Below are 24155 nucleotides of genomic sequence, written 5' to 3'. Positions count from 1 at the left end.
AAAGTTTCGTGCGCATTCTTCCGTGAATCTCACCCCGATGCAATGGGAAACGTTCCAGAATGTTCGCTATTTTGAGACTTTGCCTGTGATTTGTTCTGCCAGGCGCGCAATAGTCCGCGCCATACCGCGAAAAATGAACAGATGCGCCGGGATCATCAGCAGCCAGTAGAACAGGCCAGGCATGCCGTGCGGGTGCCACCAGGCGCGAACGTCCAGCTCCCGGTGCGTGCCTTTATCGCTGAGCGTAAAGCTCAGGCGACCAAGACCGGGGGCTTTCATGCCAAACAGCAGCGTGAGCTGTTTTTCCGGCTCGACGATGATGACTTTCCAGCTGTCGACGGTGTCGCCGGTCTGCAGATACGGGTGTGCCGGGCGCCCCTTCGCCAGCCGGTGGCCGACCAGTAAATCCATCGCACCGCGGATCTTCCACAGCATATTGCCAAAGAAATAGCCCTCTTTGCCGCCGATGCGGTTCACCACCTGCCACAGGGCGTTGAGGCTGGCAGACGTATTTACCGTGCAGCCTGCCTGTTTAGCATAGTAGCCATACTCTGGTCGCCAGCGGGCGAAAGCCTGCTGGTCGTAGCCCCAGTCGCTGGAGTTCACCAGTTGCTCTTCTTCTTTCAGCGTCTGACGTACCGCATCGTCAAAGGCGATAAGTTTTTGCGGGATCAGCGCACGCAGTTCGCTATCGTCAGCGAGTAAATCGTGCTTCAGCCCCTGGATCAGGGCTTTGGCGGTTGTCGGCGGCACGGAGGTGATAACGTTGAGGAACCACACCGAAATCCAGCTTGTCGGGAACGGGATGGGGATCAACAGCCGGTGGCGGCCGCTAACCTGCATAAAGTGTTCAAACTGCTGCTGGTAGCTCAGCACATCTGGCCCGGCAGCTTCCAGAATACGGTGCTGAGTGGCCGGATGATTCAGCAGTTCCACCAGGTAAAACAGCAGATTTTCCAGCGCAATTGGCGTGGTGCGCGAGCGAACCCAGCGTGGCGGGGTAAGCACCGGCAGGTTGTAGACCATATCGCGCATCACTTCGAAAGCGGCGGATCCAGCGCCAACGATAATGCCCGCGCGCAGTTCGGTCACCGGGCAGCCGCTCTCGCGCAGCACGTCGGCCGTGACCTGGCGGGCGCGCAGATGATCGGACTGCTGGCTTTCCGGTGCCTGTAGTGAACTCAGGAAAATCACCTGTTCAACCGGCGTGTCGCGCAGCGCATCACGCACGTTTATCGCCACCTGGCGCTCATGCTCGATGAAGTTACCGCCTTCACCCATGCCATGAACGAGGAAATACACCGTCCCCACGCCGTTCAGCAGCGCCGCCAGACCTTCGGGGCGGTTGAGATCGACGTGGTGACAGCTGACGCCGGGCAAGTTTTGCTTTTGCAGGCGCTCAATACGCCGTGCCGCCGCCCGCACGGCGTATCCGCGCTGGCTCAGTTCGGTCACCAGATGTTGGCCTATATAGCCGCTGGCGCCGAGCACCAGAATGGGTTGCGACACGCTCATACCTCTACGCTAAAAAGGCCTGCCAGTGTTTAACCACCTGCGCCAGCTGCTCGCGGCTGACGTCGAGGTGCATCACCAGACGCACGATCGGTGAGGCGTTGACCAGCACACCGCGCTCGCGCATAAATTCACCGAAGGCGGCGGCACGCGCTTCCCCGACGCGAACAAACAGCATGTTGGTGTCATGACGCATCACGTCGGCACCGATTTCACGCAGCTGTTCCGCCATCCACGCGGCGTTGTCGTGGTCTTCCTGCAGGCGCTTGACGTTATTTTTCAGCGCATACAGGCCCGCTGCTGCCAGAATGCCCGACTGACGCATGCCGCCGCCGGTCATTTTCCGCCAGCGGTTGGCGCGTTTAATGTAGTCCGCGTTACCGACCAGCAGCGAGCCCACCGGCGTGCCCAGCCCTTTCGACAGGCAAATGGTGAAAGAGTCGCAGTAGCGGGTTATCTCTTCGAGCTCGCAGCCATAGGCGACGACGGCGTTGAAGATGCGTGCGCCGTCAACGTGCAGCGCCAGACCGCGCTCGCGGGTAAACTCCCACGCCTGCTGTAAATACTCGCGCGGCAGCACTTTGCCGTTGTGGGTGTTCTCGAGGCTCAGCAGTTTAGTGCGGGCGAAGTGGATATCGTCCGCTTTGATTTTTGCCGCCACTTTGTCGAGGGGCAGGGAGCCGTCGGCGGCGGCGTCAATCGGCTGCGGCTGAATACTGCCGAGCACGGCGGCACCGCCTGCTTCATACAGATAGTTATGCGCGCCCTGGCCGGCGATATACTCTTCGCCGCGCTCGCAGTGGGTGAGCAGAGCCACCAGGTTAGCCTGGGTGCCGGTAGGCAGGAACAGCGCCGCTTCTTTGCCGCTCAGCTCGGCGGCGTAGCGCTGCAGTTCGTTAACGGTAGGGTCATCACCATAAACGTCATCCCCGACCGGGGCGGCCATCATAGCATCAAGCATGGCGCGACCCGGGCGGGTGACGGTATCACTACGTAAATCGATCACGGCATTTCCTTATCTGATTCAGGGGAATGCCATCCTTTTTACCTGAGCCAGTTGGTTTTCGCCAGTTCAATGACTTCATCGCCGCGTCCGCTGATGATCGCGCGCAGCATATACAGGCTAAATCCTTTGGCTTGTTCGAGTTTAATCTGCGGCGGAATAGCGAGCTCCTCTTTGGCAACGACTACGTCTACCAGTACCGGGCCATCAATGCTGAAGGCTCGCTGCAGGGCTTCGTCTACCTGAGAGGCTTTCTCAACGCGGATCCCGGTAATGCCGCAGGCTTCGGCGATGCGCGCAAAGTTGGTGTCGTGCAGTTCGGTACCGTCGGTCAGGTAGCCGCCTGCTTTCATTTCCATTGCCACAAAGCCCAGCACGCTGTTGTTAAATACCACAATTTTTAGCGGCAGCTTCATCTGCACCACCGAGAGAAAATCGCCCATCAGCATGCTGAATCCGCCGTCGCCGCACATCGCTATCACCTGGCGATCGGGCGCCGTTGCCTTCGCGCCCAGCGCCTGCGGCATCGCGTTGGCCATTGAGCCGTGGGTGAACGATCCCAGCAGGCGGCGTTTGCCGTTCATCTTCAGATAACGTGCCGCCCAGACGGTGGGCGTGCCTACATCGCAGGTGAAAATGGCGTCGTCATCGGCGAAGTGGCTGATTTGCTGCGCCAGATACTGCGGATGAATAGCGTTTTCGCTCGGTTTTGCCAGGTCGTCGAGCCCTTTACGCGCATCGCGGTAGTGCGCCAGCGCTTTATCGAGGAATTTGCGATCGGTTTTCTCTTCGAGCAGCGGTAGCAGGGCGCTGAGGGTGGATTTGATATCGCCCACCAACGCCATGTCCACTTTGCTGTGGGCGCCGATGCTGCCGGGGTTAATATCAATCTGGATGATTTTGGCATCGGTCGGGTAGAACGGGCGGTACGGGAACTGCGTGCCGAGCAGGACCAGCGTATCGGCATTCATCATGGTGTGAAAACCGGAGGAGAAGCCGATAAGCCCGGTCATGCCCACGTCGTAGGGGTTGTCGTACTCCACGTGTTCTTTACCGCGCAGGGCGTGGACGATAGGGGCTTTCAGCTTCGCGGCGAATTCGACCAGCTCTTTATGCGCCCCGGCACAGCCGCTGCCGCACATCAGGGCGATATTGTTCGAATACCGCAGTAACTGGGCGAGCTTTCTCAGTTCTTCTTCTTCCGGGGTGATAATCGGTTGTGGGGCATGATACCAGTGGCTGCTGGCATTTTCTGGCGCGGCTTTCAGCGCCACATCGCCCGGCAGCACCACGACCGCGACGCCGCGTTTGAGTACTGCCTGTCGCATGGCGATGGCAAGTACCTGGGGAATTTGCTCCGGGTTAGAGACCAGTTCGCAGTAGTGGCTGCACTCGCGGAACAGTTCCTGGGGGTGAGTTTCCTGGAAATAGCCGCTGCCGATTTCGCTTGAGGGAATATGCGCTGCGATGGCGAGTACCGGAACATGGTTACGATGGCAGTCAAATAGTCCATTAATCAGGTGCAGGTTCCCCGGGCCGCAGGATCCCGCACAGACCGCCAGCTCGCCGGTCAACTGGGCTTCGGCTCCGGCGGCGAACGCGGCCACCTCTTCATGGCGCGTCGCCATCCAGTCGATGGTGCCCATGCGGTTAAGACTGTCGCTCAGGCCGTTCAGAGAGTCGCCGGTGACGCCCCAGATCCGTTTTACACCAGCCTGCTCAAGGGTTTTTGCGATATACGTGGCCACGGTTTGTTTCATGGTTTTCCATCTCCTTTTTTAAGCACTGCTTAAAAGCGTAGACCACAGGAGAGGGCGTGAAAGGTTTCAGCGGCGGGATGGCAACAATCGATAAAAAATGCCCCCGGGCGGGGGCACTGGAGGATCAGGCGAGAACCAGGTCGCCCTGCGGATGACAGGAGCAGGCCAGCACGTAGCCGTCGGCAATTTCCTGTTCCGTTAAGGTCATGGTGCTGCTGACGGTATATTCACCAGACACCACTTTGGTTTTGCAGCAGCCGCAGACGCCAGCGCGGCAGGCGACAGCTACCGGCACCTTGTTGCTTTCGAGTGCTTCCAGCAGCGTGGTGCCCACGCGGCCAAAGAACTCCTGCGCTGGCTGCAGTTTGCTGAACTTGATCCCGCTGGTCGCCGCTTCAACGGCTGGTACAAAGAACTGCTCTTTAAAGAAGCGGGTCACGCCGAGCGCTTTTACCTCTTCTTCCACCATGTCCATGTATGGCGCCGGGCCGCAGGTCATCACGGTGCGAGAAGTGAGATCCGGCACGCTTGCCAGCAGTTCACGGGTCAGACGTCCGGCAACAAAGCCCTCGGTGGCGTTGTTTTCTGCCACCAGAGTTACCGGATAGTTGCGCCACTCGTCGGCAAAGATCACATCCTGCGGTGAACGCACGTTGAAGATAACCTGCACGTCAGCATGCGGGCGATACTTCTCAAGCCAGCGGCGCATCGACATAATCGGCGTCACGCCGCAGCCTGCCGCCAGCAGCAGGAAGCGGTCATCTGCTTTATCTTCGCAGGTGAACTCTCCCTGTGCGTCAGACAGCCAGAGATAGTCGCCGCGTTTTACGTCGCGGGTCAGCCACTGGGAGCCCGCACCGTCGTCAATACGGCGGATGGTGAGCGTGATGTATTCGCTCACGCCCGGCGTCGACGAGATGGTGTAAGCGCGCAGGGTGTCCGCAGAGTTGCGGACACTCACCAGCGCATACTGCCCGGCGCGATACGGATAGTAGTCGTGACACAGCAGCGACAGCGTCCATACATCCGGGGTTTCCTGGGTGATGTGATGAACCTGCATCCGCCACGGACACTGTGATGTTGGCATTGTCATGCTTGTCTCCTTACGCGCTCAGCAGTTGCTGCATATCTTCTTCAACGGTGGTGACTGAACGCAGACCAAACTTCTCGTTCAGTACGGCCAGCAGATCCGGGGTCAGGAAGCCTGGCGCGGTTGGGCCGGTCACGATGTTGGTGACGCCCAGCGACAGCAGAGTCAGCAGGATAACGATAGCCTTCTGCTCGAACCAGGAGAGCACCAGAGACAGCGGCAGATCGTTGACGCCGCAGCCCAGTTTCTCCGCCAGGGTAACGGCGAGGATAATCGCAGAGTACGCATCGTTACACTGACCGGCGTCAATCAGACGCGGCAGACCTTCGATATCGCCGAACTCCAGCTTGTTGAAACGGTATTTACCGCAGGCAAGGGTCAGGATCAGGCAATCATCCGGTACGCTGGTCGCGAAATCGGTGAAGTAGTTACGTTCACCGCGCGCGCCGTCACAGCCACCGACGAGGAAGATGTGACGCAATTTTTCACGGCTGACGAGATCGATAAGCGAGTCGGCGGCGCCAAGCAGCGTCTGACGACCGAAGCCGACGGTGATCAGGTGTTCAATTTCGCTATACGGGAAGCCCGCCATCTGCTGCGCCTGGGCAATCACCGGGGCAAAATCGTCGCCTTCCAGGTGACTTACACCCGGCCAGCCGACGATGCTGCGGGTCCAGATGCGCTCATCGTAAGCCCCAACGGTTGGGTCGATGATGCAGTTAGAGGTCATGACAATCGGCCCCGGGAAGCGAGCGAATTCCACCTGCTGGTTCTGCCAGCCGCTGCCGTAGTTACCGACCAGGTGTTTGAATTTACGCAGTTCCGGATAACCGTGTGCTGGCAGCATTTCACCGTGGGTGTAGACGTTAACGCCGGTACCTTCGGTTTGCTGCAGCAGATTGTAGAGATCTTTCAGGTCGTGACCAGAAATCAGAATAGCTTTCCCGGCAACCGCTTTGACGTTGACCTGAGTCGGGGTCGGGTGGCCGTAGGTGCTGGTTTCACCGGCGTCGAGGATGCTCATCACTTTGAAGTTCATCTGGCCGATTTCCATCGAGCATTCCAGCAGCGCGTTCATATCCGCAGGCCAGGTGCCCAGCCACGCCATGATTTTATGGTACTGCGCGTAGATGTCGTTGTCGTACTGGCCGAGAACGTGGGCGTGCTCCATATAGGCAGCCGCACCTTTCAGACCGTACAGGCACAGCAGACGCAGGCCGAGAATGTTCTCGCCAATCGCCGCTTTATCTTTGTTTGGGGTAAATTCTGCGGCCTGACGCTGCAGTTCGCCCAGATCGTCGCTCACCAGTTGCAGATTCGCCATCGGGTTATCAACGGCGGCGGCGGCATCAATCGCCAGACACTGGGTCTTCAGCGCTTCACGCATAGCAATGGCCTGACGGGCATAGCCGACGATGCGCGGGGAGTCGAAGTTAACGTTGGTCAGCGTAGAGAAGAAGGCACGTGGCGCAAAGCTGTCGATGTCGTGGTCGACAATTCCGTATTCACGCGCTTTTACCGCCCAGGCGGAGAGCCCCTGCAGCGCGGCGATCAGCAGATCCTGCAGGTCAGACGTTTCAGCGGTTTTACCGCACATACCTTGCGCGTAAGAGCAGCCATTGCCTGCCGGGGTACGAATGGTTTGTTCACATTGCACACAAAACATGGTCACACCTTTTAAAGTTATATTTGATATACATGTTTGAGATTATGCCTCAGACAAACCGCTGAAAAGGCATTTCTGACACAACTTAAAGGGAGATTGATTTAGCGCAATTTTGGCGGTAGTGAGACTACCGCCAGAGGAGTATCAGGCGGAGAAAAATGCCATCAGAAGCGGAACCAGCAGGCTGAGGATAAAGCCATGCACAATCGCGGCGGGCACGATTTCTACACCGCCGGAGCGCTGCAGTACCGGCAACGTAAAGTCCATTGAGGTGGCGCCACACAGGCCGAGCGCGGTAGAACGGCTGCGGCGAACCAGCCCTGGGATCAGCATAATAGCAATCAGTTCGCGCGCCAGATCGTTAAAGAAGGCGGCGCTGCCGATGACCGGGCCAAAAGATTCGGTTAACAGAATACCGGACAGGGAATACCAGCCAAAACCAGAGGCCATTGCCATTCCGGTTTTTATTGGCAGGTCGAGAATAAAAGCATTAATCACGCCACCCGCCAGCGAGCTGACGGCAACAATGACCGCCACAATCATTCCACGGCGGTTCAGCACAATCTGTTTTAAGGTCATGCCATTATTACGCAACTGAATACCAACCAGCAGCAGCAGGAAAATCAGCGTATATTCGCTGGCCTCTGTCGCATGTTGCAAAATAGGCAAACCGGTCAGTCCTAGCGCGAAACCAATCACCACCACGCCGCACAGTTTTAATGATTCCAGTGCCATAGCAATTCGCGAGGGTAATTTTTCCTGTTGATGCTGATGGCGCCAGGGCAACGAACGTTCGAGCCACAACAGCGCCACAATATTGCACAACAGAATGACCACTATACTGACGACGGAATAGTGCAGAATGGCAAGCAGGTTGCTCGAGAGATTATCGAGAAACGCCAGGCTGATGCCCATGAAAAATAGAATGACGTAAACAATCCAGCTCAGTAAACGGTTAATGAGCCTGAGTGCCCCTTGATGGCGAAGGGGTATTAGGTAGCCAGCAATAAGCGGCAGAAGAATAATCAACAATCCTGAAAGCATGAACGGCCCGGTCCCGTGAGTATAAAAACAGCGCCCCAGACACTACCGAATTCCCCTGATTCAGTAAATAGCCACCGCATAAAAAACGCCCGGCGATGCTGAGCATGGCCGGGCGTGAGAAGCGTATAAGGCTTAGTTGCGTTTTTCGAGCAGGGTGCGGTAGAGCACGCCGCCGAGAATACCGCCGATGATTGGCATCACCCAGAACAGCCACAGCTGCTGCAGCGCCCAGCCGCCCTGGAAAATCGCGACCGCAGTACTACGCGCCGGGTTAACCGAGGTGTTGGTTACCGGAATACTGATCAGGTGGATCAGAGTTAATGCCAGACCGATAGCGATTGGGGCAAAGCCAGCTGGGGCGTTTTTATCCGTTGCACCGTGGATAACCAGCAGGAAACCACAGGTCAGGACAATTTCAATCACAATTGCAGACAGCATGGAATAGCCGCCCGGTGAGTGGTCGCCATAACCGTTGGAAGCAAAGCCGCTGGCCGCCGCGTCAAAGCCGGCTTTACCGCTGGCAACCACGTACAGCACGGCTGCAGCAATAATACCGCCGATAACCTGGGCAATAATATAACCAATCACGTCTTTTGCCGGGAAACGGCCACCGGCCCACAGACCTAAAGTGACTGCCGGGTTAAAATGACCACCGGAAATATGGCCTACGGCAAACGCCATAGTCAGTACGGTTAAACCAAATGCCAGCGCAACACCCACAAATCCAATTCCCAGTTCCGGGAATGCTGCAGCCAGAACAGCACTACCGCAACCACCAAACACTAGCCAGAATGTACCAAAGCATTCTGCTGCTAATTTTCTGAACATAACCACCTCAAATAATAAGAGTAACAGCGACGGCAACTCCGTGCTGGTCGTTGATTAATCGTCACAAGGGATGACGAGATAATTAAAGACTCGCTATTTTAGAATCGAATGCCATCCCTTAACCAGTTAAAAATGCTCCGTGAGTTTAATTTTTGGCAACTCCGCAAAATTCCTTTTGAATATATGAGGTACCAGTAAGTGTAGAATGCTTCGACTGAAAGTAAACCCGCCCAATAAAATGAGAACTTTCTTGGTTTAATAAGGGCTAATTATTCACGACATTAATTAATAAAATGACATCTTTTGTCAGGTGTTCAGTTTCTTTGTGGATCGCTATACTGCTGATAGCTAAAGGAGAAAGTCGGAGGGGTTATGCTTCTGGAACGGATTGAGATTGTTGGTTTTCGCGGTATCAACCGCCTGTCGTTGACGCTCGAGCAGAATAACGTGCTGATAGGTGAAAACGCCTGGGGCAAGTCCAGCCTGCTCGATGCCCTGACGCTGCTGCTGTCACCGGAAGAAGAGCTCTATCATTTTGTGCGCGATGACTTCTGGTTTCCACCGGGAGATGTGCAAGGTCGGGAACATCATCTGCATATTATTCTGACTTTCCGCGAGCTGGAGCCGGGCCGTCATCGGGTGCGGCGTTATCGTCCACTGGCGGATGGCTGGGTACCTTGTGATGATGGTTACCAGCGCATTTTTTACCGTCTGGAAGGGGAGCTTGCGGAAGACGATAGCGTCATGACGCTGCGCAGCTTCCTTGATGGGCGGGGTCGGGCGCTTGACCTTGATGATATCGACAACCTGGCGCATCACCTGATCCGCCTGATGCCGGTGCTGCGCCTGCGCGATGCGCGTTTTATGCGGCGCATCCGCAACGGTACGGTCCCCAACGTCCCGGACGTCGAAATTACCGCCCGCCAGCTTGATTTTCTTTCCCGCGAGCTGGTCAGCAGCCCGCAAAACTTGTCGGACGGACAGATTCGCCAGGGGCTGTCTGCCATGGTGCAGCTGCTGGAACACTATTTTTCCGAGCAGGGTACCGCGCAGTCGCGCCACCGTCTGATGCGCCGCCGCTCTCACGACGAGCAGCGCAGCTGGCGCTATCTCGATATCATCAACCGTATGATCGATAAACCCGGTGGGCGCAGCCACCGGGTGATTCTGCTGGGGCTGTTCTCCACGCTATTGCAGGCGAAAGGGACGGTCAGGCTGGATAAAGACGCCCGACCGCTGCTGTTGGTGGAAGATCCGGAAACTCGTCTGCACCCGATCATGCTCTCCGTCGCCTGGCATTTGCTCAATCTTCTGCCGTTACAGCAGGTGACCACCACTAACTCAGGTGAGCTGCTGTCGATGACTCCGGTCGAACATGTCTGCCGTCTGGTGCGAGAGTCGTCCCGCGTGGCGGCCTGGCGCCTGGGCGCCGGGGGACTGAACGCGGAAGATGGTCGCCGCATTGCTTTCCATATTCGCTTTAATCGCGCCTCGTCGTTGTTCTCCCGTTGCTGGCTCCTGGTGGAAGGCGAGACTGAAACCTGGGTGATTAACGAACTGGCGCGCCAGTGTGGCCACCACTTTGATGCCGAAGGCGTTAAGGTGATTGAGTTTGCGCAGTCGGGGTTGAAGCCGCTCATTCGGTTTGCCCGCCGGATGGGGATTGAGTGGCACGTGCTGGTTGATGGCGATGAGGCCGGGAAAAAGTACGCCGCTACGGTGCGCAGCCTGCTCGACGGTGACCGGGAGCTGGAACGTGTGCACCTTACCATGCTGCCGGCAATGGATATGGAACACTTTATGTATCGGCAGGGGTTTGACGACGTTTATCATCGCGTGGCGCAGATCCCACCGGATGTACCCATGAACATGCGCCGGGTTATCACCAAAGCGATTCATCGTTCATCGAAGCCGGATCTGGCCATTGAGGTGGCGATGGAGGCAGGGCGTCGCGGCGTGGAGGCTGTTCCGACGCTACTGCGCAAAATGTTTTCCCGCGTGCTGTGGCTGGCACGCGGGAGGGCGGATTAACGGCGGATGGTGTTAACCGTCTGCTCAATCAGGCTGTCGAGCAGGGTATAGCGGCGGCGATATTCCGCGCGTTTTTTACTGGCGATGTCTTCCATGGCTTTTCGCGGCATGGTCAACGGCAGAATAAAGTCACCTTTGCTGTCCGGGGCCGCTCCCAGAGAATCCCAGAAGCCGTTGTAGTCCGCGTGCAGCTTGTCCTGCTTTTTCTTGCGATAGCGGATGCTGCGATAGATATGCGTTTCGTTGCTGACCGCACGAATTTCTTCTACCGACAGCACGCTACTCAATGCCATGGCGGCCTCAACCAGCAGGCGTTTCGGGAACAGGCCGTGACAGGCTTTAGTGGCAAGCTGAATGCGCTCGTGTGGTACGTGCGCTTTCGGCCCTTGTAACCCGCCAATATACAGCGTGTTCGCGCCGCCTGGCTGACACAGGGTGAAGGTCAACTCCGCCAGCAGCGTGTTTTCGGCATCGTAAAACATCAGCGTCGCTTCACCTTCTTTATCCATCATAGAGTCAGCACCAAGACGGATGGTGTAAGTCTGCTCGTCTTTGCCGGTCAGGCTGGCGAGCTTGACCCCATGACGCGTGAGGTAGCCGTTCAGCACCGCGGGTGGCAGAAGCCGGCTGAGCGTCCGGTAGTGGCACGCCAGCGCTTTGGACGCCTGTCTGCGGTTAATGTTCATCGATAGCCACGGGCGATGTACACGACATGGCAACCCGGGTTGCGCCTGCAGCAACTGCAGTAAGCGTGGCTCACGAGAGAGCTCTTTCATCAGGCGTGCGGTACTGAAAGGAATGGCCATCGACCGCAGCATGAATTTACGACGGTAGGACGCTTTACGCCATGAATTACCGGGGGTGATTTTGCCCTGGCAAAGAAAACGAAAAAGCTGCCAACCTGATTTTGGCTGTTCCGTCGCAATATCTGATATTTCAATCACAGAAGACATGATAAAACCCGAGAAGTTTCCATTTAACTGGGGGCTATTTCATCAGGTGCTGAGTTAATGTTTTCTAAACGAATTAAGCCCTGCTTAAATAGAGAGGCTTTCGTTGAAGCGATGTTTAGATACAATCAACCTTTATCTATGCTTGCGCATGAATCTGGACGGTTTATGAAATTGAAGGGAAGAAGCAAAAAGGTTTACTGGATCCTGGCCGTGCTGGTGGTTATCGCCGGGATCTGGCTGTGGCGGACGTTGAACGCCCCGCAGCCCCACTATCAGACGCTGATTGTCCGCAAGGGTGCGCTTGAACAGAGTGTGCTGGCGACAGGCAAACTCGACGCCCTGCGTAAAGTTGATGTCGGCGCTCAGGTGAGCGGGCAGCTGAAAACGCTGTCTGTCAACATTGGCGACAAGGTGAAAAAAGATCAGCTGCTCGGGGTTATCGATCCCGATCAGGCGGAGAACCAGATCCGTGAGGTGGAAGCCACGCTGATGGAGCTGCGTGCGCAGCTGCGTCAGGCGCGTGCTGAATTCAAACTGGCACAGGTGACCCTAACTCGCCAGCAGCAGTTGGTGAAAAATAATCTGATTTCGCGCCAGGAGCTGGATCAGGCGGCCACCGACGTGGCGGTTAAAGAGGCGCAGATTGGCACCATTGAAGCGCAAATTAAACGTAACCAGGCCACTCTCGATACGGCGAAAACGAACCTCGACTACACCCGTATCGTGGCGCCGATGGCGGGTGAGGTAACGCAAATTACCACGCTGCAGGGGCAGACCGTGATTGCCGCCCAGCAGGCACCGAACATTCTGACGCTTGCTGACCTCAGTACGATGCTGGTGAAGGCACAGGTTTCCGAGGCGGACGTCATTCACCTGCGCCCGGGGCAAAAAGCCTGGTTTACCGTGCTTGGCGACCCGATGACCCGCTTTGAAGGGGTATTGAAAGATATTCTGCCGACTCCGGAAAAAGTGAATGACGCGATTTTCTACTTTGCGCGTTTTGAAGTGCCGAACCCGAAGGGGATCCTGCGTCTGGAAATGACCGCTCAGGTCCATATTCAGCTTGCCGGGGTGGATAACGTGCTGACCATTCCGCTGTCGGCGCTGGGCGATGTTGTTGGCGATAATCGCTACAACGTCCGCCTGCTGCGTAACGGCGAGGTGAAAACGCGCGAGGTCACTATTGGCGCGCGTAATGATACCGACGTTGAAATCACCAAAGGCCTGCAAGAGGGCGATGAAGTCATCACCGGTGAAAGCAAGCCCGGAGCGGCGAAATGACCGCGCTGCTCGAGCTGAAGGATATTCGCCGTAGCTATCCCTCCGGGGAGGACAGCGTCGAGGTGCTGAAAGGCATCACCCTCAGCATCGCCGCCGGAGAGATGGTGGCGATTGTCGGGGCTTCCGGTTCGGGAAAATCGACGCTGATGAATATTCTCGGCTGTCTGGATAAACCGACCAGCGGCACCTATCAGGTGGCGGGTACCGACGTGGCGACGCTCGACGGTGACGCGCTGGCACGGCTCAGAAGGGAGCACTTTGGCTTTATCTTCCAGCGTTATCATTTGCTGTCGCACCTGAGCGCGGCGCAGAACGTTGAGATCCCGGCGGTGTACGCCGGTACCGAGAGAAAGGCTCGCCAGCAGCGGGCACACCAGCTGCTTGAGCGTCTCGGGCTCGGGGAGCGGGTCGATTATCAGCCATCGCAGCTTTCTGGTGGCCAGCAGCAGAGGGTGAGTATCGCCCGCGCGCTGATGAACGGCGGGCAGGTGATCCTCGCCGATGAACCGACCGGTGCGCTGGACAGCCACTCCGGTGAAGAGGTGATGAGTATTCTGCACCAGCTCAAAGAGCAGGGGCATACGGTGATTATTGTCACCCACGATCCGCAGGTGGCTCGTCAGGCGGAGCGGATAATCGAAATTCGGGATGGGGAAATTGTCGCTAATCCTCCGTCATCGGCTGCCGCTGGGCAGGCTTTTGAAGACACGGTGATCGATGAACCCTCCAGCTGGCGTCAGTTTACCAGTGGTTTTCGTGAAGCGATGTCGATGGCCTGGCGTGCGCTGGCGGCGAACAAGATGCGCACCCTGCTGACCATGCTCGGTATCATCATTGGGATTGCCTCGGTGGTCTCTATCGTGGTGGTGGGCGACGCGGCAAAGCAGATGGTACTGGCTGATATCCGCGCTATCGGCACCAATACCATCGACATCTATCCCGGTAAGGATTTCGGTGATGACGATCCGCGCTTTCAGCAGTCGTTGAAATATGACGATTTGCTGGCGATACAAAAGCAGCCGTGGGTGAGCTCTGCAACGCCTGCGGTCTCCAAAAGCCTGCGTTTGCGTAAAGGAAATATCGACGTGGCGGCGAACGCCGAAGGCGTCAGCGGGCAGTATTTTAACGTCTACGGGATGACCTTTAGCGAAGGTAATACCTTTAACGATATCCAGCTTAACGGGCGTGCGCAGGTAGCCGTGCTCGACAGCAACAGCCGCCGACAGCTCTTTCCTGATAAAGCGAGCGTGGTGGGCGAAATCATTCTGGTCGGTAATATGCCCGCGACGGTCATCGGTGTTGCCGACGAGAAACAGTCGATGTTCGGCAGCAGCAAAGTGCTGCGTATCTGGTTGCCTTATACCACCATGTCCGGGCGGGTTATTGGTCAGTCGTGGCTGAACTCGATTACCGTTCGGGTGAAAGAGGGCCAGGACAGCGCGCAGGCGGAAGAAAACCTCACCCGCCTGCTGACGCTGCGCCATGGGAAGAAGGATTTCTTCACCTGGAACATGGACAGTCTCTTGAAAACCGCGGAAAGAACCACACATACACTTCAGCTGTTCCTGACGCTGGTCGCGGTGATCTCGTTGGTGGTGGGCGGTATTGGCGTAATGAATATTATGCTGGTATCGGTCACGGAACGTACCCGGGAGATTGGCATCCGCATGGCGGTGGGCGCACGAGCAAGCGACGTGCTGCAGCAGTTTCTGATTGAAGCCGTGCTGGTATGTCTGGTGGGGGGCGCACTGGGTGTGTCGCTGTCGCTACTGATTGCTTTCGTGTTACAGCTGTTCTTACCGGGCTGGGAAATCGGTTTTTCACCGCTGGCGCTGCTGACGGCGTTTTTCTGCTCGACGCTGACCGGCGTCCTTTTCGGCTGGCTTCCAGCGCGCAACGCCGCAAGGCTTGATCCGGTCGATGCGCTGGCCCGTGAGTAAGAAATGATAAAAAAATGCCAGTCATAAGGACTGGCATTTTGTCTGCGGGATGTACACAATGAAGCGAAGAGCTATGCAACTGCTTCTGCTTCAACGGGCACGATAACAGAGGCGTGATTGCCTTTGGGGCCCTGGTGGACATCAAACCGAACAGGTTGCCCGGCTTTTAGCGTTCTGTAACCATCCATCTGAATGGTGGAGTAATGGGCGAAAATGTCTTCGCCACCGCCCTCGGGGCAAATGAAACCGAACCCCTTGGCATTGTTGAACCACTTGACAGTACCCATTTCCATACTTCGACATCCTTCGTAAATCTTTATAAGTAGATGGAATGAACCGGTGGTGGAGTCAGGGGTTGTTCAAATCCTCGCCAACTCTCGCCTGTACAATTTAGATAAATCAGGCATCGCGTCAAGAGGATGGGGTCGCGAAACGGTGGAAAATGCGTCAAAATTTGAAGCAGTTAACGCTATTGCTGGGGAATGTGACAGATGTCGCGGATGGCAACAATAGATGATAGTTATCTATGTTCTCATGTAGATTCAATTATGTGCATACACTCTTGTCAGTGACAGGCATTGGCCTGTCAGCACCGGCAACTGAAGATGATGACTGACGATGAGCAAGACCAGAGAGTGGCTGGATTTTGACCAGCTTGTTGAAGACAAACTGCGCGATGCGCTGAAACCGCCATCTATGTATAAAGTGATATTAGTCAATGATGACTACACTCCGATGGAGTTTGTTATTGACGTGTTACAAAAATTCTTTTCTTATGATGTAGAACGTGCAACGCAACTGATGCTCACGGTTCATTATCAAGGTAAGGCCATTTGCGGTGTGTTTACCGCCGAGGTTGCAGAAACCAAAGTGGCGATGGTGAACCGCTACGCGAGGGAGAACGAGCACCCGTTGCTGTGTACGCTGGAACAAGCCTGAAGACAGGCATGAAAATTGGGGGAGGTGCCTATGCTCAATCAAGAACTGGAACTCAGTTTAAACATGGCTTTCGCCAGAGCGCGCGAGCACCGTCATGAGTTTATGACCGTCGAGCATCTGTTGCTGGCTCTGCTTAGCAACCCCTCGGCCCGTGAGGCGCTGGAAGCCTGCTCTGTGGACCTGGTCGCTCTGCGCCAGGAACTGGAAGCCTTCATCGAACAAACCACACCCGTCCTGCCCGTCAGTGAAGAAGAGCGCGATACGCAACCGACGCTCAGCTTCCAGCGTGTCCTGCAGCGCGCGGTCTTCCACGTCCAGTCTTCTGGCCGTAGCGAAGTCACCGGTGCGAATGTCCTCGTGGCCATTTTCAGCGAGCAGGAGTCGCAAGCGGCTTACCTGCTGCGCAAACACGAAGTCAGCCGCCTTGATGTGGTGAACTTCATTTCTCACGGCACACGTAAAGATGAGCCGAGCCAGTCTTCCGACTCCGGGAGCCAGCCGAATAACGAAGAGCAAGCAGGCGGGGAGGAACGTATGGAAAACTTCACCACCAATCTCAACCAACTTGCTCGCGTTGGCGGAATCGATCCGCTGATTGGCCGCGAAAAAGAGCTGGAACGCGCTATTCAGGTTCTGTGCCGTCGTCGTAAAAACAACCCGCTGCTGGTGGGCGAATCCGGGGTGGGTAAAACCGCCATCGCGGAAGGGCTTGCCTGGCGCATCGTGCAGGGCGACGTTCCCGAAGTTATCGCCGACTGCACCATCTACTCGCTCGATATTGGCTCGCTGCTGGCTGGCACCAAATATCGCGGCGATTTTGAAAAACGCTTTAAGGCGCTGCTGAAGCAGCTTGAGCAGGACAGCAACAGCATTCTGTTCATTGACGAGATCCACACCATTATCGGTGCCGGGGCAGCTTCTGGCGGCCAGGTCGATGCCGCAAACCTGATTAAACCGCTGCTCTCCAGCGGTAAAATCCGGGTGATTGGCTCAACCACCTACCAGGAATTCAGCAATATCTTTGAGAAGGACCGGGCGCTGGCGCGTCGTTTCCAGAAAATCGATATTACTGAGCCGACGGTGGAAGAAACCGTACAGATTATCAACGGCCTGAAGCCGAAGTACGAAGCGCACCACGATGTGCGTTATACCGCGAAAGCGGTACGTGCGGCGGTGGAGCTGGCGGTGAAATACATCAACGATCGTCACCTGCCGGATAAGGCGATTGACGTTATCGATGAAGCGGGCGCCCGTGCGCGTCTGATGCCGGCCAGCAAGCGTAAGAAAACGGTCAACGTGGCAGATATCGAATCCGTGGTGGCGCGTATTGCGCGTATCCCGGAGAAGAGCGTCTCGCAAAGCGATCGCGATACGCTGAAGAATCTGGGCGATCGTCTGAAAATGCTGGTCTTTGGCCAGGGGACTGCCATCGAGGCCTTAACCGAGGCTATCAAGATGAGCCGTGCGGGCCTCGGCCATGAGCACAAACCTGTGGGTTCATTCCTGTTCGCCGGGCCAACCGGGGTCGGGAAAACCGAGGTCACGGTGCAGCTGGCGAAAGCGCTCGGTATTGAGCTGCTGCGTTTTGATATGTCCGAGTATATGGAACGTCACACGGTCAGTCGTTTGATTGGTGCGCCTCCGGGATACGTTGGTTTCGATCAGGGCGGTCTGCTGACCGATGCGGTTATCAAGCATCCGCATGCGGTACTGCTGCTGGACGAAATCGAGAAAGCGCACCCGGACGTCTTTAACCTGCTGCTGCAGGTGATGGACAACGGTACGCTGACCGATAACAACGGCCGTAAGGCCGATTTCCGCAACGTCGTGCTGGTGATGACCACCAACGCCGGGGTGCGTGAAACCGAACGTAAATCGATTGGCCTTATCCAGCAGGACAACAGTCCGGACGCGATGGATGAGATCAAGAAGATCTTTACGCCTGAGTTCCGTAACCGTCTCGACAACATTATCTGGTTCGATCACCTCTCTACCGACGTGATCCACCAGGTGGTTGATAAGTTCATCGTCGAGCTGCAGGTTCAGCTGGATCAGAAAGGTGTTTCTCTGGAAGTGAGCCAGGAAGCGCGTGACTGGCTGGCGGATAAAGGCTACGACCGTGCCATGGGTGCACGCCCAATGGCGCGAGTTATCCAGGACAACCTGAAAAAACCGCTGGCTAACGAACTGCTGTTTGGTTCTCTGGTTGACGGCGGTCAGGTGACGGTATCGCTCGATAAAGAGAAAAATGCGCTGACCTATGACTTCCAGGCCGCGCAAAAGCACAAACCAGAAGCGGCACATTAATTCTGCCGCACTCCAGAAAGCCGGGAATTTTCCCGGCTTTTTTATTTTTTAGCGACCGGCGGCAATGAGGCTTCCAGCGCTAGCAAGTTTTGCGCCTGAATACGAATAATTCCCCCGCGTGGGCTGTCTATATCGGCAATCAGCGCGAAGGCGAAGGAAAATACGGTGGGCAGCAGCCAGGGGAAGGTCGCTTTCTTTTGCGCCGAATTACGAAACCCTATCATCCCCATACAGAACATCGACAGGATAAATAAGAGTGTCCATGCGGACCGCGGAATTCGGTTCCACCAGGCGGCCTGAGTATATCCTGAACGATTAAACACATCATTCATGCCGCTGGCCACTAACTGCATCACCGGAGTCTGCGATTCACGGGCCTGCTGGCTGACAATGCGCCATAAATTATCCTGAATGACCGCCGTATCATTATTTATTTTCTGTAATTCTGCCGGACTACGGGAGTGATAGAACAGAATGCGCTGGTCAAGGTACTGTCGTAGCAGCGTTTTTACGGCACCTGATTCACTTGCCGCCAGTAAATCTGCACGTAACCATTCTGTGCCAATGGCGTTAGCTTCCTCTTCCTCATAATTCTTGCGCATGTCATAACGGCTCACCGCCATGGAAAAGGTAAAGCCAATCAGCAATGCCAGGATACTTAAAACCGCGCCGAGCAGCAGGTTATAGTTCTCTTTCTCGGGTTCATTATCCCGATAACGGCGATACAACAGGCGTGAGATGAGATTCGCCACCCAGAACAGCAGCAGGCAAACAAAAAACACCAGCACTGGAAAATCAGAAAGGCGAGGCATTTTGCCACCGTTTTACAGGCTATTGAAAGTACCAGTAATAACAGTTGCAGAAGGGGAGATTGGCAAGGTGCGGAAATAAAAAAACTGCCCTGTGTGACACAGAGCAGTTACAGGCTACATAATCCCGGGCAGTTGTGCGCAGCAGGATTACGGCTGGGGATCAATTAGCGACTACGGAAGACAATGCGGCCTTTGCTCAGGTCGTACGGGGTCAGCTCAACAGTCACTTTGTCGCCCGTCAGAATGCGGATGTAGTTCTTACGCATTTTACCGGAAATATGCGCAGTTACCACGTGACCGTTTTCCAGTTCTACGCGGAACATAGTGTTAGGTAACGTTTCAAGAACGGTACCCTGCATTTCAATATTGTCTTCTTTGGCCATCTAGTCCTCTGGGGTATCACTACCGTAGTTTTGAACCGGCAAGATAATGCCGAAATTCAGCAATTAAGTAAAGATTTGTGCGCTAAAAACGCAAAAGTCGTTTTTGCGCATTGCCCTGATGCCATACCAATAGCCGTATGACAGCGCAAACGTAAAGGGGGGAGCAGCGGATTAAAGCGACTCGGACAGTCCCAAACGGCGGCGGGGCAACATGCAGAAGCGACTCTTCGCGACAATTATATCACCGTGATAAGAAAATGTGCCGAAAACATTTACCTTAGCGGGGAAAAGAGTGTCCTGGGGACCCAGCATTTCTCCTTGAGCGACTGTATGCGCAATGCGGAAAGCCACTCGAGGTAGTCACGGCGGGGGACTTCTGTTGCGCCCAGAGACGCGGTGTGGCTGTTTATCACCTGGCAATCGATGAGTTGACCGCCCTGGTGGATAAAGTCCTCACAGAACACCAGCAGTGCGGTTTTAGAGGCATTCTCCGCGAGGCTGAACATTGACTCGCCGCAAAACAGCGCGCCCTGCGAAACGCCGTACATTCCCCCCACCAGTTCAGCGCCTTGCCACACCTCCACGGAGTGGGCGTGGCCCAGCTCATGCAAGCGGTGATAGGCCTGTACAATATCGTGGGTGATCCACGTCCCTTCGTCACGATCGCTGGCACAGCCTGCCACTACCCGTTCGAAGGCGTGGTTAAGGGTGACCCGATACGGTGAGGTTTTATGGAAGCGCTTCATGCTGCGGCTGACGTGAAACTCTTCAGGCCACAGCACGGCCCGCGGATCGGGAGACCACCACAGGATAGGATCCCCCGGCGAATACCAGGGGAAAATGCCGCGCTGATAGGCCATCAGCAGCCGTGCCGGGCTAAGATCGCCGCCTAAGGCCAGCAGCCCATTAGGTTCACGCAGCGCGCCTTCTGGCGACGGAAACGCGATAGAGTGACGAGACAGCTGAACCAAACGCATGCCAGGACGACCTCATAACAAGCAAGGCAATTAAGGTATATGGTAGCTTACAGACGCTGCTTAAACTGGTAGTAGCGCCCCTGTTTCGCCAACAATTCTGAGTGACTACCATGCTCAATAATTTGTCCGTTGTCCATCACTATAATTTGGTTAAAACGGGCCAGTCCGCGCAGGCGGTGAGTGACCATCAGCAGCGTCTTTTCACGCATTACATCGGCAAGTAAATCAAGCACCTGGCTTTCCGTTGCTGCATCCAGACCTTCGGTAGGTTCATCCAGTAACATCAGCGGTGCATCGTGCAGCAGCGCACGGGCAATGGCCAGGCGACGCAGCTCGCCGCCGGAGAGCTGACGGCCGCCTTCACCGAGCCAGCTATTGATCCCGCCGTCATCCAGCAGCTTCTCCAGTCCGACCCGTGCTAATACCGCATTTAACTCATCATCCGTCGCCCCAGGCTTTGCCAGCAACAGGTTATCGCGAAGGGTGGCGCTGAAGAGGTGAACACGCTGCGGCACCACGCTCATGGTCTGGCGCAGTGCCGCTTCAGAAAGCTCGCTGACCGGGCGACCGTTCAACAGCACTTCGCCCTGCTGAGGGTCCCAGGCACGGGTCAGCAACTGCAGCAGCGTCGATTTACCGCAGCCGGTGCGGCCAAGAATCGCGACATGCTCACCGGCGTTCACCTGCAGGGTCACGCCGTTCAGCGCTGGCTGCGCCTGCTGCGGATAAGCAAAACGCACGTCGTTGAGCTGGAGACTCACCTGCGCAGGGGCGGTAGATTCATGCGCCGGGAAGGTGACCTCCGGGCGTTGTTCGGTAATTTCCGTAATGCGAATGGCGGAGGCAATAACCTGGCCCAGGTGCTGGAAGGCTCCGGTAACCGGTGCCAGGGCTTCAAATGCCGCCAGTGCGCAGAAGACAAAGAGGGCAATCAGCGCGCCAGGCTGCGTGTTACCACCGACGCCTCCGGCGGCCATCCACAGCATGGCAATCACCGCCGCGCCGCCGATAAGCTGCATCATGGCCTGGGAGAGGGCGGTGAGCTCGGACTGCCGACGCTGGGCTTCATGCCAGTTCATCTCGGTCTGTTCCATCTGCTGACGGTAACGGGTACTGGCGTTAAATACCGACAGCTCCGCCTGGCCCTGTAGCCATGAAGTGAGCTGCTGGCGATACTGCCCGCGCAGCTGCGTCAGGCTTTCGCCGGTTGGCTTTCCGGCGCGGTAGAACAGCGGTGGCAGGATAAACAGAGTCAACAGCATGATACCGCCCAGGGTAAGCGCGATGGTGACATCCAGCACGCTAAGGCCAAGGGTGACCACCACGATAACCACCAGCGCGCCCACCATTGGGGAGATGACGCGCAGATAGAGGTGATCGAGCGTATCGACATCCGCCACGATGCGGTTGAGCAGCTCGCCCTGGCGAAAACGCGCCAGCCCGGCAGGGGAGAGAGGGAGCAGTTTGCTGAAGGTAAAGACCCGCAGGTGCTGCAGCACACGGAACGTGGCGTCGTGGCTCACCAGACGCTCGAAGTAGCGCCCGGCGGTACGAATGATTGCCGCCCCGCGAACACCGGCTGCGGGAAGCATATAGTTAAAACTGTAGATCCCGGCGACGCCAACCACCGCGGAGGCCGAAAGGAACCAGCCGGAAAGCGTCAGCAGGCCGATACTCGCCAGCAGGGTAACGATAGCCAGGACAACGCCAAGAGTCAGCAGCCATTTGTGGCGTTTATACAGCGCCAGATAGGGAAGCAGTGCGCGCATTTAAATGTCCTCCTGACGATGAGCCAGTAATGTGGCGAACGGGCCTTCCACTTGTGCGAGATCCTGATAGCGACCCTGCTGCACCAGCTTGCCGTCGTGCATCACCCAAACGGCATCCCAGTCGGTGAGATCTTCCAGCTGGTGCGTCACCATTAGCGTCGTCTGACGGGCCGAAGCCTCGGTTAAGGCCTGCATGACGCGTTGTTCGCTGTGAGCATCGAGGCTGGCAGCAGGTTCATCAAGCAGCAGCAGGCGACAGGGGGTGAGCAGCGCACGCGCGACGGCAATACGCTGGGCCTGGCCGACGGATAACCCAGCGGCCTGATCGCCCACCGGTGTATCAATGCCCTGCGGCAGATCGGCAACAAACTCATTCACCCAGGCACGTTCAAGCGCAGACTGAAGCTGTGCTTCTGTCGCATTCGGCCAGGCCAGCAGGACGTTCTCCCGCAGGGTGGCTGCCGGGAGCTGCGGGTTCTGACCCACCCAGCTCAGCAGGCGTCGCCAGCCGTCAGGCGCGAGGTCACGCAATTCCACACCGTTAATCAACAGCGAACCTTCATAAGGCAGAAAACCGGCCAGCGTGTTCAGGAGCGAGCTTTTGCCTGAACCGCTTTGCCCGACCAGCACCACGCGAGTTCCGGCGGGGATATCGAAATCCAGCGGGCCGGCGAGCGTTTTACCTTCCGGTGATTTCAGCAGTAAACCGGTTGCCGTGATGCTGATAGCTTCGTTATCGCTCAGCGTTTTATCGCCGCCCTCGGGGTGTGCCAAAGGTTTTTCCATGAACGTTTTCAGACTGTCGGCGGCGCCAACGGCCTGCGCTTTGGCATGATAAAAGGTCCCGAGGTCGCGCAACGGCTGGAAGAACTCCGGTGCCAGAATCAATGCCAGGAATCCTGATGCGAGGGTAACACCGAGGCCGTAGGAGCCAAAGTTCAGCTCGCCAAGATAGGAAAAGCCAAAATAGACCGCCACTAACGCGATAGAGAGCGAGGTAAAGAACTCCAGTACGCCAGAGGAGAGGAATGCCAGGCGCAGAACCTCCATGGTTCGCTGCCGAAAATCCTGCGATGCTTCGCGGATGTTGTCGGTTTCTGCTTCGCCACGGCCAAACAGGCGCAGGGTTTCCATACCGCGCAGGCGGTCAAGGAAGTGACCGCTGAGACGCGCCAGCGCCAGGAAGTTACGGCGGTTTGCGTCAGCGGCACCCATACCGACCAGCGCCATAAACAGCGGAATAAGCGGGGCGGTGCACAGCAAAATCAGTGCTGCCGTCCAGTTATAAGGGAAAATAGCGATGACTATCAGTAGCGGAACGCAGGCGGCCAGCGCCATTTGCGGCAGATAGCGGGCATAGTAATCATGCATGTCGTCAATTTGTTCAAGAATCAGCGTTGCCCAACTGCCCGCCGGTTTACCCTGAATCCATGCCGGGCCAGCCTGCTGCAGGCGGTCGAGCACCTGTCGGCGAATCTCAAAGCGAATATGCTGCCCGGCGTGAAATCCGACACGCTCGCGTAGCCAGACCACCCAGGCACGAAGCACAAAAATCAGTACCAGAGTGATGAAAGGGAACAGCAGTGCCTCACGCGGAATGTTTTCCATGATCATGTGGTTGAGCGTGCGGGCTAACAGCCAGGCCTGCGCCACTATCAATATTCCACTGACAAAGCCAAGCAAACGCGAGAGCGTCAGCCAGCGACGGGAGAGAATGCTTTGCTGTTTTAACCAGCGAGTGAGCTCTTGTTGACGGGTTTTATTCATTGCGCGCTTAGCAGGTGCTGTTATCAAATTTTTAGGCACGGCAATGTTACAACGGGGCAAAAATAAAGGCGACTTTTCGTCGCCTTATTTACC

19 protein-coding genes are annotated in these 24155 nt (G+C 56.4%); 5 read left to right on the top strand and 14 right to left on the bottom strand.

What is annotated here, in order from left to right:
- Window positions 1-66: 66 nt before the first annotated feature.
- The 7 genes from GYRE_RS22355 to aqpZ form a co-directional block, all read right to left on the bottom strand.
- Complete coding sequence (locus tag GYRE_RS22355; protein ID WP_038258852.1) at window positions 67-1509, bottom strand: SDR family oxidoreductase; 1443 nt, start codon at window positions 1507-1509, stop codon at window positions 67-69.
- Window positions 1510-1519: 10 nt separating this feature from the next.
- A complete protein-coding gene (gene ltaE / locus GYRE_RS22350; RefSeq protein ID WP_038258653.1) occupies window positions 1520-2518 on the bottom strand; it encodes a low-specificity L-threonine aldolase in 999 nt (332 codons plus the stop codon).
- 38 nt (window positions 2519-2556) lie between these two features.
- Window positions 2557-4275, bottom strand: a complete 1719-nt coding sequence (gene poxB, locus GYRE_RS22345; RefSeq protein ID WP_006819274.1) for a ubiquinone-dependent pyruvate dehydrogenase — start codon at window positions 4273-4275, stop codon at window positions 2557-2559.
- A gap of 124 nt (window positions 4276-4399) precedes the next feature.
- Entirely contained in the window at window positions 4400-5368 is a 969-nt protein-coding gene (gene hcr / locus GYRE_RS22340) for an NADH oxidoreductase (protein WP_038258649.1), read from the bottom strand.
- A 10-nt stretch (window positions 5369-5378) separates the two neighbouring features.
- Complete coding sequence (gene hcp / locus GYRE_RS22335; RefSeq protein WP_038258646.1) at window positions 5379-7031, bottom strand: hydroxylamine reductase; 1653 nt, start codon at window positions 7029-7031, stop codon at window positions 5379-5381.
- Between the two features lie 144 nt (window positions 7032-7175).
- Window positions 7176-8075, bottom strand: a complete 900-nt coding sequence (locus GYRE_RS22330; protein WP_006819277.1) for a LysO family transporter — start codon at window positions 8073-8075, stop codon at window positions 7176-7178.
- A gap of 132 nt (window positions 8076-8207) precedes the next feature.
- Window positions 8208-8903: an aquaporin Z gene (gene aqpZ / locus GYRE_RS22325; RefSeq protein WP_006819278.1), complete on the bottom strand. Its 696-nt coding sequence runs from the start codon at window positions 8901-8903 to the stop codon at window positions 8208-8210.
- Between the two features lie 372 nt (window positions 8904-9275).
- Here aqpZ and GYRE_RS22320 point away from each other — a divergent pair, with 372 nt between their 5' ends.
- Window positions 9276-10934, top strand: a complete 1659-nt coding sequence (locus GYRE_RS22320) for an ATP-dependent endonuclease (RefSeq protein WP_038258643.1) — start codon at window positions 9276-9278, stop codon at window positions 10932-10934.
- Here GYRE_RS22320 and GYRE_RS22315 read toward each other — a convergent pair.
- Window positions 10931-11887 carry a VirK/YbjX family protein gene (locus GYRE_RS22315; protein ID WP_038258640.1) on the bottom strand — a complete coding sequence of 319 codons (957 nt, stop codon included), beginning with the start codon at window positions 11885-11887 and terminating at the stop codon, window positions 10931-10933. The two genes, GYRE_RS22320 and GYRE_RS22315, sit on opposite strands and share 4 nt — an antisense overlap.
- A 165-nt stretch (window positions 11888-12052) precedes the next feature.
- Here GYRE_RS22315 and macA point away from each other — a divergent pair, with 165 nt between their 5' ends.
- Together macA and macB are read left to right on the top strand one after the other, a co-directional pair.
- Window positions 12053-13168, top strand: a complete 1116-nt coding sequence (gene macA / locus GYRE_RS22310) for a macrolide transporter subunit MacA (protein WP_038258637.1) — start codon at window positions 12053-12055, stop codon at window positions 13166-13168.
- Window positions 13165-15108, top strand: a complete 1944-nt coding sequence (gene macB, locus GYRE_RS22305) for a macrolide ABC transporter ATP-binding protein/permease MacB (RefSeq protein WP_038258634.1) — start codon at window positions 13165-13167, stop codon at window positions 15106-15108. The genes macA and macB overlap by 4 nt, the downstream gene beginning before the upstream one ends.
- Before the next feature lie 71 nt (window positions 15109-15179).
- Here macB and cspD read toward each other — a convergent pair whose 3' ends face one another.
- Complete coding sequence (gene cspD / locus GYRE_RS22300) at window positions 15180-15401, bottom strand: cold shock-like protein CspD (protein ID WP_006819284.1); 222 nt, start codon at window positions 15399-15401, stop codon at window positions 15180-15182.
- A 325-nt stretch (window positions 15402-15726) separates the two neighbouring features.
- Here cspD and clpS point away from each other — a divergent pair, with 325 nt between their 5' ends.
- Both clpS and clpA read left to right on the top strand, forming a co-directional pair.
- Window positions 15727-16047, top strand: coding sequence for an ATP-dependent Clp protease adapter ClpS (gene clpS / locus GYRE_RS22295; RefSeq protein ID WP_006819285.1), 321 nt, complete (start codon window positions 15727-15729; stop codon window positions 16045-16047).
- A 30-nt stretch (window positions 16048-16077) separates the two neighbouring features.
- A complete protein-coding gene (clpA, locus tag GYRE_RS22290; protein ID WP_006819286.1) occupies window positions 16078-18354 on the top strand; it encodes an ATP-dependent Clp protease ATP-binding subunit ClpA in 2277 nt (758 codons plus the stop codon).
- A gap of 41 nt (window positions 18355-18395) precedes the next feature.
- Here the strand turns inward: clpA and GYRE_RS22285 are convergent, their stop codons facing one another.
- The 5 genes from GYRE_RS22285 to cydD all read right to left on the bottom strand — a co-directional run bounded on the left by GYRE_RS22285 (window position 18396) and on the right by cydD (window position 24062).
- Window positions 18396-19166 carry a bestrophin-like domain gene (locus tag GYRE_RS22285; protein WP_038258631.1) on the bottom strand — a complete coding sequence of 257 codons (771 nt, stop codon included), beginning with the start codon at window positions 19164-19166 and terminating at the stop codon, window positions 18396-18398.
- Between the two features lie 164 nt (window positions 19167-19330).
- Window positions 19331-19549, bottom strand: coding sequence for a translation initiation factor IF-1 (gene infA, locus GYRE_RS22280; RefSeq protein WP_001040187.1), 219 nt, complete (start codon window positions 19547-19549; stop codon window positions 19331-19333).
- A gap of 272 nt (window positions 19550-19821) precedes the next feature.
- Window positions 19822-20526, bottom strand: a complete 705-nt coding sequence (gene aat, locus GYRE_RS22275; RefSeq protein WP_006819288.1) for a leucyl/phenylalanyl-tRNA--protein transferase — start codon at window positions 20524-20526, stop codon at window positions 19822-19824.
- A gap of 47 nt (window positions 20527-20573) precedes the next feature.
- Window positions 20574-22295: a heme ABC transporter ATP-binding protein/permease CydC gene (gene cydC, locus GYRE_RS22270; RefSeq protein ID WP_006819289.1), complete on the bottom strand. Its 1722-nt coding sequence runs from the start codon at window positions 22293-22295 to the stop codon at window positions 20574-20576.
- Window positions 22296-24062, bottom strand: coding sequence for a heme ABC transporter permease/ATP-binding protein CydD (gene cydD / locus GYRE_RS22265; RefSeq protein WP_038258622.1), 1767 nt, complete (start codon window positions 24060-24062; stop codon window positions 22296-22298). It lies immediately after the preceding gene.
- Window positions 24063-24155 lie beyond the last annotated feature (93 nt).

The sequence above is a fragment of the Yokenella regensburgei ATCC 49455 genome, assembly GCF_000735455.1.
GTDB classification, from domain to species: domain Bacteria; phylum Pseudomonadota; class Gammaproteobacteria; order Enterobacterales; family Enterobacteriaceae; genus Yokenella; species Yokenella regensburgei.
The sequence above is the reverse complement of the archived record's forward strand: the minus strand, read 5'-3'. Positions and strand labels throughout refer to the sequence as shown.